Raw genomic sequence first — 15,972 nt, forward strand, 5'->3', positions numbered from 1 at the left:
AAGGTTTAAAACCTTGACAAGGATCCCAAGGAGCTAAAACTCATAATCAAAATCAACGACCTTTCTATGTGACAATACAAAATTTTCTCTGTTATCAAATAATTCAATAACCTCGTCCCTTTTCAATAAAGTTTTCGAATCGCTCAAAATAGATGGATAAGAGGAAAAATTGTATTTTGAAAACTCACTCATCAAAAAATGATTTTGTGGATTTTGATGAATATAAATGATTACATTAATTAAATACTCATCTGAAGTAATTAATTTTCTTTTAAACGGAGATTCAATAAGAGCACCATGTCTTTTATTTTCTTTATTAAAAGCTTGGGAATACGAATTAAAAATTCGGGCAAATTGTTTTGAGAAAATATTTTGAGGGTCATGAAGACCTTTTTGGTTAGAATGATTATCTACACTTTTAGCCTTGTCAAGGTTTAAAACCTTGACAAGGCTACTTAATTCAGAATCAGATTTTACTTTAACTAAAATGTGAAAATGATTAGGCATAAGACAATAAGCGTATATATCACAAACAGGAATCAGAAATTCAGAAATTTTATTGAGAAAGAACAAATAATTTCGATCTGATTTAAAAATATTTTCTCCGTTAATTCCACGATTATAAATATGGTAAAAACGATCTGCTTCGATGGGAGTAGTTCTAATATCGGTCATTGTATTTTGTGTTTTTTGTGTTTTTTGTTTAACCTTATAAAGATCAAAAATATTCTTTTAATTGGTTGATTTCCTAATCCTTAGTCAAGGTTTAAAACCAAGACAAGGATAATTTAAAAAATCCCTTTCGGTAAAAACCAAAAGGGATTATCAATTTATATTTTATTTTGCATTAAATCAATCCAAACTGTTCAAAGTGGTGGGTAAAATGCTTTTTGTGCATCAGCTCCCACATTTCTTTATTCAGCTTTCCAAAGACATAGTTCATATGTTCTGCCTGTGGATTTTCTTTGTAATACACTGAAAATCTTTTTAAATTATCCAGAAAAGATTGTTTTGCAGCTTCAAGATTTTTATGCTTTAATTCCAGCAAAGTTTCATCTTCCGCAAGGAAAGGTGCAGGGAAATCTTTTGGCATTTTTCTGTGATTGTAAAGGGAGTCCTGCCATTTTTCCAATTGCTCTTCCGGTGTAAAACATTTATCCGCTTCAGGTTCGCCTAAACTTACCAAAACTCCGTGTTCCAGGTGTTCGATCATTTGTTGAGGAGACATTTTACCCCAGTTTAATGATGTCGTTTCTGTTAAACCGCCTAATATTTTCTGAACATTTTTCACATTCAGATCAATGAAAGGAGAATGTTTGGCCACCAATGTTAATATCGTTGCTACGCAGACTACTTCTTCTCTTTGATTCACGACTTCCACCAACCATTTTACAACGCCTGAAGGAATATTTCTTCCTTTTACGCCTCTGTTTATTTTTTCTTTTGCCGTTAAATAAACGGTGATGGTATCGCCTGCATAGACAGGTTTAAAGAATGAGCAGTTTTCCAATCCGTAATTGGCGATAACCGGTCCTTTTTTCCCTGAAACGAACAATCCTGCTGCTGCAGAAAGAATGAAATATCCGTGAGCTACTGTTTTATCGAAAATAGTTCCTGTTAAGCTTGTAGCATCGGTATGAGCATAGAAATGATCCCATGATACATTGGAGAAGTTAACGATATCTGCATCAGTAACTGTTCTTCCTGCGGTTTCCAATGAATCTCCTACTTCAACATCTTCAAAATATTTCTGGAACGGATGCTTATCCGAGAATTTCTTCTCTGCACCCTGCTGATAAACTTTTGTAATGGCTGTCAAAACATCCGGGGAACCTTGAATCGCTGTTTTCTGAAGGAAAAAATGTAGACCGTTCAATCCCCCCATTTCTTCACCTCCACCAGCTCTACCAGGACCTCCGTGCATCAATGTAGGTAACGGCGAACCATGACCTGTACTTTCTTTGGCATTATCTCTGTTCAGTACAAAAATTCTACCGTGCTGAGAAGCCATTTTCCATGAAGTTTCTGCAATAAATTTTTCGTCATGGGAAATAATAGATCCTACCAAACTTCCTTTTCCTCTTTTTGCCAAAGCTGCCGCTTCTTCTGCATCTTTGTAAGGCATCAAAGTGGAGACCGGTCCGAACGCTTCTACATCATGAGAGATATTTTTCTCGAACGGCTTATCGTTTAAGAATAGTTTGGGGCTCATAAATGCTCCGTTATCGTAGTCTGCATCTATAAGTTCATGTTTCCCGTCATAAACTAATTCTGTTTCTGATTTTAAAATATTTACTTTTCTTACGACCTCATCGTACTGCTGCTTTCCTACCAGTGATCCCATTCTGGTTTCTCTGCTTAGCGGGTTTCCGATTTTGGTTTGATCTAAAGCTTTAGATAAGGCATTCTGAACCTCTCCGATGAGGTGTTCAGGAACAATGATTCTTCTGATCGCCGTACATTTCTGACCTGCTTTAGTGGTCATTTCCGTACGTACTTCTTTGATGAACAGGTCAAATTCCGGGGTTCCGGGTTTTGCATCAAGACCCAAAATTGAACAGTTCAGTGAATCTGCTTCCATATTGAAACGTACTGCATTTCCAGCGATAGAAGGCATTGATTTCAGTTTTCTTCCTGTATTGGCAGAACCTGTGAACAGTACAGAATCTCCATCCTGAACATAATCCAGAATGTTTCCTGGCTCACCACAAACCAACTGAAGGGCTCCTTCAGGAAGAACACCACTTTCGATCATATCCTGAAAAACAGCGTTCGTCAGATAAGAACCGTAAGGAGATGGCTTCACAATAGAAGGAACACCTGCTAACAGCGAAGTTGACAATTTTTCCAGCATCCCCCAAACCGGGAAGTTATAGGCATTGATTTGTATAGAAACTCCCTCACTTGGGGTCAGAATATGGGTTCCCAGAAAAGTTCCGTTAGCAGAGATTTTCTGAGTTTCGCCATCCACCCAAAATGGAGTGTTGGGAAGCATTCTTTTAGCTAATCCTGAATAGGTGAAGAAAGTACCGAAACCTCCTTCGATGTCAACCCATGAATCTGCATGCGTTGCTCCGGTTTTATATGATAATTCGTAATATTTTTTCTTTCTTTCCAATAGATAAAGAGCGACTTTTTTCAGCATCTCTCCTCTGTCATAGAACGTCATGGAAAAAAGGTTTTTGTAGCCTACTGTTCTTCCGTAGTCAAGAGCCTGCTCAAAATTAAGCCCTTCTGTATCTGAAACAGCCACTTGCTCGCCTGTAACGGCATTGTACAAAGGAATTCCGTTTCCGGAACCTTCTACCCATTCTCCGTGAATATAGTTTTTTAACTTTTCCATATAGTATTTAGTTTAACAATGTATCAATTTAACAGTTTACCTATAATTGTTACACTGATACATTTTTACATTGTTATATTTTTATTTTTTCGGTTCTTGATAAGGAAATAACTTCACCAATCCTTCATAAAGGCTTCTATGCAGAATCGTTGCGTGATTGTCTGTTTCCATTATTTTGTATTCAACTGTCCAGTTCTTTTTCCCTGCTTTTTTCAAGGTTTCATAAAGAGATCCTGCATCTTTTACCATCACCGGATGTTCGTCTTTACCTACTGAAACATATACGAATTTTTTGGTATCCGGACTTTTTGAAAGTAAGTTGGGAGCCTGTTTCAACAAGCTTTGATCATCCCACCACAAACTTGGGCTGATGATAAAATAATTGTTGAACATTTCCGGTTTGTTTAAAAGAATTTCTGTAGCCAGAAGACCTCCGAGTGACTGTCCGAATATGTATTTCTCTGTTGTTTTATACTGGTTTCCTATGTAAGGAAGTAACTCTTTTTCCAGAAAATCGATAAACTTGGCTGAATGACCTGTCGTAGGATAATCCTGCTGTAAATCTTTTAAATCGGTATGATAAGTAAAATCCCTTTTTCTATCAACATTGGCTATTCCGATAATAATGGTTTCCGGCATGGCATACATTTGATTAAAGAACTGTACTAATCCCGAAACATGAATAAAGTCTTCATTCATTGATCCATCCAGAAGATAGATCACCGGATATGATTTTGTTTTATCAAAACCTTGTGGCAGATAAATATTTAAAGTTCTGTCTTCATTTAAGATCTTAGATTTAAATGTTCTGACCTCTCCAATAGTCAACGGTTTTACTTTTTCATTCTGGGCTAAAACCATGAACTGAAAAGCAAATAGCATACTACAGGCAATGAGCATTTTTTTGATCATATTCATTTTCATTGTATTATAAAACCTTATCGTTTTGAATAAGGTTTAAAAGTTTATTTTAAATCCGCCCAGATACTGTAATCCACAGTTTTGGTAGCGGTCTGTTCTACATATTCCGAGAATGGTTCACATGGAAGAATAGCTTCTTTTCCTTCTCTAGCCAGTTGTTGGTACAGCTTGGTTCCTTCTGTTTTCCAGTGGATCATTTCATCGGAAACATCGCGGATAATTTTCGCCGGGCTTCCTACGATCAGTTTTCTTGGTCCACAGGTGAAATTAGCCGGAACAAAGGCTAGCGCTCCAATGATGCATTCATCACCGATAACGGCTTTGTCCATTACTACGGAATTCATTCCTACCAGGCAGTTTTTGCCGATATGTCCGGAGTGAATAATGGCTCCATGCCCGATATGGGCTGATTCTTCAAGTATAGTTTCAATATTCGGGAACACATGAAGGGTACAGTTTTCCTGAACATTGGCTCCGTCCTTAATGATAATTTTTCCCCAGTCGCCGCGGATCACGGCATTGGGTCCGATATATACTTCTTCGCCGATTTCCACATTCCCGATGATCACTGCCTGCGGATGAATATAGGCAGAGGGCTTGATGATGGGACGGATACCGTGGTATGAGTAGATGTTCATAAAATTTTTGTTAAAAATTTAATTTAACAATGTATCAATCTAACAGTTTACCAATTGAAATGCTTGGACAGACTCAGCATAGGAGGGATTGTTACATTGATACATTTTATATTGTTACATTATTGAAAAAAGTTATACTTTTTCAATGACCATTGCATAGCCTTGTCCGACACCGATACAAAGGGTACACAATGCATATTTTTTATCTTGCTTCTGAAGTTCCATAGCGGCAGAACCAATGATTCTTGCTCCTGAAACTCCCAGCGGGTGGCCGATGGCAATAGCTCCTCCGTTTGGATTCACTCTTGAATCATCGTCTTTTAAACCTAAGCTTCTGGTCACGGCTAAAGCCTGTGCTGCAAATGCTTCGTTCAGTTCAATGATGTCCATATCGTCCAGAGAAAGGTTTAATCTTTTTAATAGTTTTTGGGTAGCTTCTACAGGTCCGATTCCCATAATTCTTGGTTCCACACCGGCTACGGCAGATCCTAAGATTTTAGCTTTCGGTTTTAAACCATATTTTTTCACAGCTTCTTCGCTGGCCAGAATCAGAGCTGCTGCTCCATCATTCATTCCTGAGGCATTTCCAGCAGTTACGGTTCCTTCTTTTCTGAAAGCCGGACGAAGTTTTCCTAAACCCTCCATAGAAGAGGTCGGTTTAATGAATTCATCCTGAGCAAAGATTTTAGGTTCCCCTTTTTTCTGAGGAATTTCGACTTTTACAATTTCTTCTGCCAGTCTTCCGCTTTCCTGAGCTCTGGCGGCTTTCTGCTGAGACCATAAAGCAAATTTATCCTGATCTTCTCTACTAATATTGTGCATATCCGCCAGGTTTTCGGCGGTATCTCCCATTCCGTCAACGCCATACATTTCTTTCATTTTAGGATTGACAAAACGCCATCCGAAAGTGGTATCAAACATCTGGCTGTCTCTTCCGAAAGCAGCCCCCGGCTTAGACATTACATAAGGCGAACGCGTCATATGCTCTACCCCACCTGCTATATAAATTTCACCTTCGCCTGCAGCAATAGAACGGAAAGCATTAGCCACTGCAGACATTCCTGACGCACAAAGTCTGTTGACCGTTTCTCCGCCGATTTTGTAAGGTAATCCTGCCAATAGAAGAGCCATTCTCGCTACGTTACGGTTATCTTCTCCCGCCTGGTTGGCACATCCGAAAATAACGTCCTCAATTTCCTCCGCAGGAACTTCGGGATTTCTGGCCATAATTTCTTTGATCACTACTGCTCCCAGATCATCAGCTCTTACTTCTGATAATCCACCCTGCAGTTTTGAAATGGGTGTTCTGACGTAGTCTATGATGTATACGTTGTTCATTTTTATTAATTTAACAATGTATCAGTTTAACAATGTAACAATTGGATTGGTAGATTGGTACATTTTCAAATTGCTACATTTTGTTTATAGTTCTGTTACTTTTTTTCCGATTTTATAGACGGTTCCGACAAATTTTGCGACCAACTCATTGTTTTGATTGGTAATCCTGATGTCGTAAACGGCTGTTTTTCTGGTATCGTTGACCAGAGTGCTTTCTGCTTTGAAAACATCACCTTCTTTTCCTGCTTTGGTAAAGTTGATGATACAGTTCAGGGCTACAGCTGCATCTCCCGTGTTGTTGGAGGAAAATGCCAGGGCAGAATCTGCAAAAGCAAACGTAACCCCTCCGTGAACCGTTTTCAGCCCATTAATCATCTCTTTCCTGATGGGCATTTCTATTAAACAATAATTTTCTTTGACTTCGATCATTTTGATATTCATCCATTGGGAAAAATAATCCTGACCGAACATATAATCTGCAACTTGTCTGGGCGTCATAATTTTAAATTTATCAATGTAACCCTGTTTTTATATCAATCGTATTTCATCCGATTCTATGGTAAATCGTCCCTTTGGGAATCATTATTTAGATATTCTTAACAGGTATTTTTTTTATATTGTTACACTCCTACATTTTTATTGTTACATTTTACGGAGTAAAGGGCTCTGCCTGTATCTTTCTTCCTGATATTCTTCGTAAAGACTTTGTAGAGTTTCGGAGATTTTGGAATAGCCGATTTCTTTTCCCCATGCCAGCAATCCTTTTGGATAATTGACACCTTTCTGCATCGCCAGCTCGATGTCTTCATCATTGGCAATTCCTAATCTTTTGGCTTCCACCGCTTCATTGATCAGCATTGAAATAATTCTAAAAAATATTTGCTGATACAATGCATCCTCTTTCTGAGCCACAGGTTTTTCTGCCCCTTCACTGTAATCATAGAAACCTTTTCCTGTTTTTCTGCCGTGAAGTTTGGCCTCAGCCATTCTTTGCTGAAGCAAGGATGGTTTGTACTTGGGATCATAGAAATAATCTTTATATACGGTTGTAGTTACGGCAAAATTGACGTCAACACCGATTAGATCCATGAGTTCAAAAGGCCCCATTTTAAAGTTCCCCAGTGCTCTCATCGCTTCGTCTACCTGTTCCGGTGTTGCCATGTTTTCTTCAACAATCCTTAATCCTTCCCCATAGTAAGGGCGGGCAATTCTGTTCACGATAAATCCTGGAATATCTTTAGCAATTACAGGCATTTTTTTCCAATCTTTCATAAGATTGTAGATTTTTTCCGCTAATGATTTTTGTGTTAATAAAGATGGAATCACCTCAACCAAAGGCATTAGTGGCGCCGGATTGAAAAAGTGAATTCCAATGAAACGCTCCGGTTTCTTTAGTTCTGCACCCAGAGAGGTGATAGAAATGGATGAGGTGTTGGAACCAATAATACAGTCTTCGGACACATAGGTTTCAAGTTCTGTAAATACTTTGGTTTTAATGTCTTTGTTTTCAATGATGGCTTCGATCACGAGATCGGAATCTTTAAGATCCTGTAAAGCTTCACCTTTAACGATGTTGTTTCTGATTTCTGTGGCTTTTTCCTGAGAAATTTTAGCTTTATCCACTAATTTCTGAAGTGTTTTCTCTAAGCCCGATAATGCTTTATCAATCTGCGGAGTATTTGCATCGAATAAAACGACTTTGCATCCCGCTGTTGCAGCCACCTGAGCAATTCCTACGCCCATGGTTCCTGCCCCAATAATTCCGATATTGTTCATGTTCTGTATGATGTAAAAAGTACAATGTAAAAAGTATAACAACGACAACGTACTGTGTACATTGTACTTTTTACATTGTACAAAATCTTTTATTTTCCTTTATACTCAGGTTTTCTTTTCTGTAAAAAGGCGTTTACCCCTTCGATGAAATCTTCTGTCTGTGCTGCTTCCTGTTGCAGATCTCCTTCTAATTCAAGCTGTTCTTTCAATGTGTTGTTGTAAGATTGAGCGAAGGCTTTTTTGGTTAATTTAATTGCAGCCGTCGGCATATTTGACATTTTCTCCAGGATCTCCATAGATTTCGGAGCAAATTCTTCCTCGGTAAACACTTCAGCTACCAAACCGTAAGATTTAGATTCTTCAGCGGATAATCTTTTTCCTGTAAATGCTAAATAATTGGCTAGTTGTCTTCCTAATAATTTTGGAAGGAAATAGGTTCCTCCTGTATCAGGAATCAATCCGATATTGGAGAATGCCTGAGCAAAATAGGATTTATCAACTGCCAAAACAAAATCGCAAATCAATGCTAACATCGCACCAGCACCTACTGCCGGGCCATTAACCAATGCCACAACGGGTTTTCTGCATTTTGTAATTTCGGTAACCAGAGGATTGTAGTAGTCTACTACAATTTTTCTGATGATATCGTTATCATGGTGTTCGTTACCCTGTACGAAAGCATCATCCAGATTCTGACCGGAGCAGAAAGCTCTTCCTCTTCCAGAAATGGCTACGCATCTTACTGTTTCATCGTTACTACATTCTTTAATAAAATCTCGTAAGTCTGATAAAGAGGGCTTTGTAAGCGCATTCATAGTTTCCGGTTGATTGAGGTAGGCAATTTTCAATTTGCCATCAAAATGCGTTTCAATATCGAGTTGTGTATACATGGTTTTAAATTTAAAATTAAATGATTAAGAAATTAAAAAATTACACTGCTCTAATTTAACAATATAAAATAATGTGGCAATCTCTGTAATGTAACAATCTAACAGATTAACAATGCTGCAAATAAATCTAACAATGTATCAGTTTAACAGTGTAGCAATTATTTTGCTGTTGTTAAACTCATACATTAATTTATTGGTACATTAATTAGTGGCATTTAAAATAATCAAAAGGTTCCAAACAGTCCAGACATTGGTAAGAAGCCTTACACAAGGTAGATCCGAATCTGCTGATCTGTTTTGAATTCATAGAGCCACAACGCGGACATTTTTTCGGTTTTCCGATGTGATGTTCGTCTGCACCTTTTTCGGGAGGTGAAATTCCGTACACCCGAAGTTTCTCTCTCGCTTCATCCGTTAACCAATCTGTTGTCCATATGGGAAACATTTTGGTGACTACTTTCGCCTCCCAACCGTTCTCTTTCATGATTTTCATGATGTCTTCCTCAATGGTAAACATAGCGGGACAGGCAGAATAAGTCGGCGTAATAGTTATTTCACAAGAGTTCTCGCTTGTAACTTTAGCTTCTCTTACAATGCCTAATTCCACGATATTGATTACCGGAATTTCGGGATCGGGGACTAATTCTAATATTTCTAAAGGATTTTTCAATCTTTTTTTATCTGACAATTTAATTTTTAACGCAAAGTGCGCTAAGTTTTTTTTGACTATTAACTGCTTTTAAGTTCGCAAAGGCGTTTCACTCAGCAAAATCAACAAAGAGTAAGGATTTTTCAATCTTTTTCTATCTGACAATTTAATTTTAACGCAAAGTGCGCTAAGTTTTTTTTGACTACTAATTGCTCTTAAGCTCGCAAAGGCGTTTCACTCAGCAAAGTCAACATAGAGTAAAATTCTCAATGACAGTTTAACATTGCACTTTTGAATTGTTATATTGGTAAACTGCTACATTGTTACATTCAAAAGTTTACCAGGTACATCCCGGATATGCTCTCTGCATATATTGAAGTTCGCAAAGGATAAATCCGAAATATTCTGTATGGTAACCCGTTCTAGATTTTGGTTGCATGAAAGGATTTGCCGGATATTCCAATCCATACTCTGCAAAATCTTTTTGTGTGATGGCCAGGAATTCTTTGTACAGTTCGTCTCCATCAGGAGCGATGTTTAAAGCAATCAGATCATCTTCTCCTTCCACTTTTGCAAATAATCCTTTTGAATATTCCCAAATGTTATCAAGGGCTTTCACCACACGTCCACGGCTTTCTTCTGTTCCCTGAGCAAAGATTTTCATCCATGAAGAAGCATGTGTATAGTGGTATCTTACTTCTTTTAAAGATTTCTGAGCCAGTGCAGAAAGTTCTTCATCTGCAGAATTTGACAATGCTTCGTACATCAATTTCTGATATACGGAGAATACATATACTTTAAGAATTGTTTGTGCATAATCTTCATTCGGAAGTTCGACCCAATGTGCGTTGACATATTCGTGCTCGTATCTTAAGAAGGCTAAATCGTCTTCACTTTTACCGTTATCCGCAACTCTTGATGCATACACATAAAAGTTGTTAGCCTGGCCAAGTTCGTCCAATGCGATGTTTGTCAATGCAATATCTTCCTCTAAATAAGGACCTTCACCGCACCATGCAGACAGTCTCTGTCCCATGATGAAACTGTCATCAGCAAACTTTAATAAATAATTATATAATGGATTCATTGTTTAATAGATTTAAAGACCAATAGATGATAGACAGATAGAAAATAGACTTCAATGTTTTATCTGTTATCTATTGGTCTATTATCTCTAGGTCTATTCTTATTACATATTTTTTACATCATTAGGAATATCATAGAATGTCGGGTGACGGTATAGTTTGTCGTCTGCCGGATCAAAGAAAGCTTCCTTGTCTACTCCTTCTGAAGTCACGATATATTTACTTGGCACTACCCAAACAGAAGTCCCTTCTTTTCTTCTGGTGTAAACGTCTCTTGCGTTCTGCAAAGCCATTTCGGCTGTAGGTGCCTGTACTATTCCTGCGTGTTTGTGAGATAATCCCGGTTTAGTCTGAATAAACACTTCCCACATATCTAAATTTGCCATAGTCAAATTCTAAATTAACAATGTATCAGTGTAACAGTTTACCAATTAAATATTCCTTGCCTAGCTCAGAATGCCCCATTGATTGTTACATTTTTACATTGGTATATTGTTACATTATTATATTACTTCTTTTTGTTGTTTCTCTGCAAAAGCAATTGCCGCTTCTTTTACCCAAAGGTTTTCCTGCTGCGCTTTTACTTTGGTCTGTAATCTTTTCTTATTACAAGGTCCGTTTCCTTTTAAGATTTCCATGAATTCATCCCAAGGAAGTTCACCGAAATCGTAATGCTGTCTTTCTTCATTCCACTTCAGATCTTTATCCGGCATGGTTAATCCTAAAAATTCAGCCTGAGAAACGGTAACATCGATAAATCTCTGACGAAGACTGTCATTACTTTCTCTTTTTACTCTGTAATTCATAGAGATTTTAGAGTTGGGTGAACTGTCGTCATTCGGGCCAAACATCATTAAAGCCGGCCACCAGAAACGGTTTAGCGAAGCCTGAGCCATTTCTTTCTGTTGTTTTGTACCACGACAAAGTGCCATTAGAATTTCATAGCCTTGTCTTTGATGGAAAGATTCTTCTTTACAGATTTTCACCATCGCTCTGGAATAAGGCCCGTAAGAATTCCCCATCAGCATCACCTGATTCATAATGGCTGCACCATCAACCAACCAACCGATAGCGCCGATATCAGCCCAACTTAACGTTGGATAGTTGAAAATACTTGAGTATTTTGCTTTGCCTTCCAGCATATCTTCATAGGTAGCATCTCTATCTGCTCTGATGGTTCCGTTTCCTAACGTTTCAGTTGCAGAATAAAGGTATAAACCATGACCTGCTTCATCCTGAACCTTAGCTAAAAGAGCCATTTTTCTTCTCAATGAAGGCGCTCTTGAAATCCAGTTGGCTTCCGGCAACATTCCAACAATCTCAGAATGGGCGTGCTGTGAAATCTGGCGAACCAATAGTTTTCTGTAATCATCGGGCATTACATCTTTTGGTTCTACCTTATTTTCGTCGTGAACGTATTGAACAAATTTTTCTAAATCCATAATTTTCAATTTAGCAATGTATCAGTTTAACAATGTACCAATGATTGTTACACTGGTAAATTATTAGATTGTTACATTAATTTTTACACATCATAATTAAGCATCACCACATTTGTTGTCGGGTGACATTGACAAGTCAGAACATAGCCTCTGGCTACTTCGTCTTCGGTAAGCGCAAAATTTTTCTCCATGAAAACTTCTCCTTCCAGAACCTGCGCTTTACACGTACAACAAACTCCTCCCTTGCAAGCAAAAGGTACCGGAAGATTGTCTTTCAATGCTTTATCTAAGATACTCTCTTTTTTAGAATTAAGGTGGAACGAATATTCATCATCATCAATGATGACTGTTACCATACTTTCCAAATTGGCAATGGCCTTGAATTCATCGCTCATTTCCTCAGAATTCTCTTCATCAGGAGCGGTGAAATATTCAAATAAAACCTGAATAGCAGGTACTTTCTTATCTTTCTTTAAATAATCAGAAATTCCTTTAATCATTTCTGCAGGACCACAGATGAAATAAGTGGATTCTTTTACATCAATATCTGTATATCTTTCAAATAACTGCTCCAGCTTCTCAGCAGAAATTCTTCCTTCAAATACAGGATCTTCATGCTTTTCACGGCTTACCAGATAAATGACTTTCAGTCTTCCGTTGAAGTGCTCCACCAATTGATCAATCTCAGCTCTTTTCATCACATGATTCATGCTTCTGTTGCTATAGAAAAGATAAGCGCAGCTATTGGGTTCCTGATAAAGACTTTCCTTAATGTTGGATAAAACAGGACTGATGCCGCTTCCCGCTGCTAAACCTACGTAGGTTTTCACATTGGTAGGGTGATAAGAAGTATTGAAACCACCCATTGGGGGCATTACTTCCAGCAACTCATCCATATGAAGATGCTCATTGAAATATCCTGAAACTTTTCCGCCTTCCAGAAGTTTTACCAAAACTTCCAGAGTGTTGCTCTTTTCGCTTGGAGCGTTGCAGATAGAATAAGAACGTCTTTCTTCATTCCCGTTGATCATCATACGGAAATTAAGATACTGCCCCTGCTTGAATCTGAATTTATCTTTCAGTTCCTCAGGAATTTCTACTGCTACGTTTACCGCTTCAGGAGTATCTTTCTGAACTCTTACCGTTTTAAGTTTATAAAATGAATTCATTATTTTTTAAGTATTCTATTAATTTTTCCGCCTTCGCACTTCGGCAGGCTGTCCTGAGTATGAATTTTCACTTTCGTCGTAATTCCTACTCGCTTTTTTATTTCGTTTTCTATGTTTTTTCCAAAGTTGCCGACAAAATTAAAATAATCATCGGTATCTGCCTCTATTTTTTGATCTTTCACCAATTCATCATCAATTTCTACATCAATATCCAGGGCTACACACATCTGTTCTTTTTCAATGGGCGTAAGATAGTAGTTCGGAACGACTCCTTTTACATGAGAAAATGCTTCTTCAATCTGGCTTGGATAAACATTAACTCCTCTTACGATCAGCATGTCATCTGCTCTTCCTTTGATGGGTCTCATCTTTACCATGCTTCGCTTCGCATTCTCATCATAATAAAGACTTGTAATGTCATTCGTCCAATATCTTAAAAGCGGCATTGCTTTTTTTGTTAAAGTGGTGATCACTAAGACCCCTTCTTCCCCTAAAGGAACCGGCTGCTTCGTGATCGGATCTAAAATTTCAGGATAAAAATGATCTTCCCAAATATAAGATCCTCCTTTTTCTTCAAAATCCTCCATGGATACTCCGGGACCGATGATCTCACTTAATCCATAAATATTCGTTGCATGAAGTCCCAGTTTTTCTTCAATATGACTTCTGATAATTTCCGTCCATGGTTCAGAACCTAAAACAGCATATTTCAAACTGATCTCTTCTGCAGTGACTCCTCTTTTCGCAAATTCATCAGCGATAGTCAGAGCATAAGACGGCGAACAGCAGATCACTTCAGGTTTAAAATCAATAATCAAATCTACCTGTCTGGCGGTCATCCCTCCTGAAATCGGAAGAACGCTCATTCCCAATTTTTCTGCACCGTAATGAAGTCCTAATCCGCCTGTGAAAATTCCATATCCGTAAGCATTGTGTAACTGCATTCCCGGTCTTGCTCCCGCTGCATATAATGATCTGGCGACTACTTCACTGAAAAGATCCACGTCTTCTTTCGTGTACCCCACCACTGTAGGTTTTCCCGTAGTTCCACTTGAGCAGTGAATTCTCTGAAGTTCATCCTTCGGAACAGTAAACAATCCGAAAGGATAATGGTCCCTTAAATCCTGTTTGTAAGTAATGGGAAGTTTCGTAATATCATCAATCGACCTTATATCCTGTGGAGATATTCCCGATTCATTAAATTTTCCTCTATAAAATTCTGATCTCTCTCCTAGATAGCCGACCAAATCTGTCAACCGGTCAGACTGAAGCAGCCTCAACTGGTCGAGTTTTAAATATTCAACTGAAAAATCCATATCCTTACTAACTAACATTTGTTAGGTGTAAATTTAAAAAGAATTTCAATCCTGACAAAATATTTATGACTTTTGTCATATTTTGAATGATTCTAAATAACTGAATAACGAATCAATCCGTTATTTCGCCCGTGAATAGGACCAAATATGTAGGTTATTTAAGAGACTTCTTTAATTGAAATATTAAGATTTTTTGGAAGTAAAGAATAATTAAGGAAATATCAAAGCCATTGTCATTCATACTTACGAGAAAGTAACTATCCTGTCTTTCCTGAATATCCTTGGCAAGGTTTAAAACCTTGCCAAGGATAAAAAATACGCTTTTCATCACTAAATTTTTCAGCTTAAAATTAAACTGAAGTATTTAAAAACTTTTGTGTCTTTTGTGGTAAAAAAAAATTATTGTTTCTGATTTCCTAATAAGCCGTAAAGAAGCTTTGCTCTTATTTCATCTGTAATTTCGGTAGTAGATTCTGTATTTCTTTTAAACCAGAAATAGGAATTATTAAGGGTATGAAGAATGAATCTTGTCGTAAATGTTGGTGATTGCAATTCCCAGTTTTCAGCTTTGTAGATTTCAGAAATGAGCTGTTCTACTTCATCCTGATAATTTTTTCGCAGTTCTATGAATTCAGGAAGTCTTTCTTCAAGGTGCCGCCATTCGTTAGAGTAAATATGGGTAACATCTCTGTTTTGAAGAACTACGGATAAGTGTTTATCCAGAAATAAATTCAATTTATCCTTAGGAGGCAGGTCTGTGTTTTTCACTTCCTGGAGTTCCTCAAAAAATTCCTGAGCAATGCCAAAACAGATCCATTCCAGGATTTCTTCCTTTGAACGGATGTGAGCATACAGCGACGCCGCTTTGATATTAAGTTTTGTAGCCAGATCTCGTACTGAGCTGCCCATATACCCTTTCTCTTTGAAAAGCTCTACTGCTACGTCTAAAATTTTCCTTTGTTTTTCTTTAAGCTCCATCTGGTAAAATGCAAAAGTAATTATTCTGAGGTTAATAAGTCAATTTAACCTGATGATTTTAAACACGGAAGCGGGAGTTTTGTTGGACCACCCCGTCAAATCTTTGATTTGCCACCCCTCCGGCCGAGGAGAATTTTTGGTTAAGCTTACATCAGGAAGTCTGGAAACACCTAAATTAGTACGTCTTTCAATCTTGTACTTTTTCTTATACTGACGGTTTTTCCATTATTCCAAGCTAAATATCAGGGAATCGGAAATTTTGTCAAGTTAATTGATCGTTAAAAATGGATATTTCGGAAATTTTGTCCATTTTTTTTATAAATTTAATAATTGAACAATTTTTGCGGTAATACCATCGATTAAATGATTAAATAATGATGGCATTAAGAAACTGGGCCTTACAATTTAGTTTCTTGATGTCTTTTAA

16 protein-coding genes are annotated in these 15,972 nt (G+C 37.6%); all 16 read right to left on the reverse strand.

Annotation, left to right across the window (positions count from 1 at the left end):
* Nucleotides 1-33 precede the first annotated feature (33 nt).
* The 16 genes from BW964_RS09850 to BW964_RS09920 all read right to left on the reverse strand — a co-directional run bounded on the left by BW964_RS09850 (nt 34) and on the right by BW964_RS09920 (nt 15,545).
* The gene (locus BW964_RS09850) at nt 34-675 is read right to left on the reverse strand and encodes a transposase (protein ID WP_076506876.1); all 642 of its coding nucleotides are present in this window, start codon (nt 673-675) and stop codon (nt 34-36) included.
* A gap of 172 nt (nt 676-847) precedes the next feature.
* Nucleotides 848-3,343: a phenylacetic acid degradation bifunctional protein PaaZ gene (gene paaZ / locus BW964_RS09855; protein ID WP_076506878.1), complete on the reverse strand. Its 2,496-nt coding sequence runs from the start codon at nt 3,341-3,343 to the stop codon at nt 848-850.
* A gap of 81 nt (nt 3,344-3,424) precedes the next feature.
* Complete coding sequence (locus BW964_RS09860) at nt 3,425-4,261, reverse strand: alpha/beta hydrolase (RefSeq protein ID WP_228432110.1); 837 nt, start codon at nt 4,259-4,261, stop codon at nt 3,425-3,427.
* Between the two features lie 47 nt (nt 4,262-4,308).
* Complete coding sequence (locus tag BW964_RS09865) at nt 4,309-4,902, reverse strand: acyltransferase (protein WP_034725774.1); 594 nt, start codon at nt 4,900-4,902, stop codon at nt 4,309-4,311.
* A 132-nt stretch (nt 4,903-5,034) separates the two neighbouring features.
* Nucleotides 5,035-6,240: a 3-oxoadipyl-CoA thiolase gene (gene pcaF / locus BW964_RS09870; protein WP_076506879.1), complete on the reverse strand. Its 1,206-nt coding sequence runs from the start codon at nt 6,238-6,240 to the stop codon at nt 5,035-5,037.
* A gap of 84 nt (nt 6,241-6,324) precedes the next feature.
* Nucleotides 6,325-6,738, reverse strand: a complete 414-nt coding sequence (locus BW964_RS09875; protein WP_076506881.1) for a PaaI family thioesterase — start codon at nt 6,736-6,738, stop codon at nt 6,325-6,327.
* A 144-nt stretch (nt 6,739-6,882) separates the two neighbouring features.
* Entirely contained in the window at nt 6,883-8,016 is a 1,134-nt protein-coding gene (locus tag BW964_RS09880) for a 3-hydroxyacyl-CoA dehydrogenase NAD-binding domain-containing protein (RefSeq protein WP_076506882.1), read from the reverse strand.
* 89 nt (nt 8,017-8,105) lie between these two features.
* On the reverse strand, nt 8,106-8,906 hold the full coding sequence (locus BW964_RS09885; protein ID WP_076506884.1) for an enoyl-CoA hydratase/isomerase family protein: 801 nt from the start codon (nt 8,904-8,906) through the stop codon (nt 8,106-8,108).
* Nucleotides 8,907-9,111: 205 nt separating this feature from the next.
* Entirely contained in the window at nt 9,112-9,576 is a 465-nt protein-coding gene (gene paaD, locus BW964_RS09890; RefSeq protein ID WP_076507879.1) for a 1,2-phenylacetyl-CoA epoxidase subunit PaaD, read from the reverse strand.
* A 316-nt stretch (nt 9,577-9,892) separates the two neighbouring features.
* A complete protein-coding gene (gene paaC / locus BW964_RS09895) occupies nt 9,893-10,642 on the reverse strand; it encodes a 1,2-phenylacetyl-CoA epoxidase subunit PaaC (RefSeq protein WP_076506885.1) in 750 nt (249 codons plus the stop codon).
* A gap of 102 nt (nt 10,643-10,744) precedes the next feature.
* On the reverse strand, nt 10,745-11,026 hold the full coding sequence (paaB, locus tag BW964_RS09900; RefSeq protein ID WP_034725794.1) for a 1,2-phenylacetyl-CoA epoxidase subunit PaaB: 282 nt from the start codon (nt 11,024-11,026) through the stop codon (nt 10,745-10,747).
* 117 nt (nt 11,027-11,143) lie between these two features.
* Entirely contained in the window at nt 11,144-12,082 is a 939-nt protein-coding gene (paaA, locus tag BW964_RS09905; protein ID WP_047454460.1) for a 1,2-phenylacetyl-CoA epoxidase subunit PaaA, read from the reverse strand.
* An 83-nt stretch (nt 12,083-12,165) separates the two neighbouring features.
* Nucleotides 12,166-13,251 (reverse strand): 2Fe-2S iron-sulfur cluster-binding protein, encoded by a 1,086-nt coding sequence (locus BW964_RS09910; protein WP_076506887.1) that lies wholly within the window; start codon nt 13,249-13,251, stop codon nt 12,166-12,168.
* Nucleotides 13,251-14,567, reverse strand: coding sequence for a phenylacetate--CoA ligase family protein (locus BW964_RS09915; RefSeq protein WP_076506888.1), 1,317 nt, complete (start codon nt 14,565-14,567; stop codon nt 13,251-13,253). The genes BW964_RS09910 and BW964_RS09915 overlap by 1 nt, the downstream gene beginning before the upstream one ends.
* Nucleotides 14,568-14,721: 154 nt before the next feature.
* Nucleotides 14,722-14,895: a hypothetical protein gene (locus BW964_RS22525; RefSeq protein WP_165789204.1), complete on the reverse strand. Its 174-nt coding sequence runs from the start codon at nt 14,893-14,895 to the stop codon at nt 14,722-14,724.
* A 71-nt stretch (nt 14,896-14,966) separates the two neighbouring features.
* Nucleotides 14,967-15,545 (reverse strand): TetR/AcrR family transcriptional regulator, encoded by a 579-nt coding sequence (locus tag BW964_RS09920; RefSeq protein WP_076506890.1) that lies wholly within the window; start codon nt 15,543-15,545, stop codon nt 14,967-14,969.
* Nucleotides 15,546-15,972: the final 427 nt, after the last annotated feature.

It is taken from the genome of Chryseobacterium shigense (assembly GCF_900156575.1).
Lineage (GTDB): Bacteria > Bacteroidota > Bacteroidia > Flavobacteriales > Weeksellaceae > Chryseobacterium > Chryseobacterium shigense.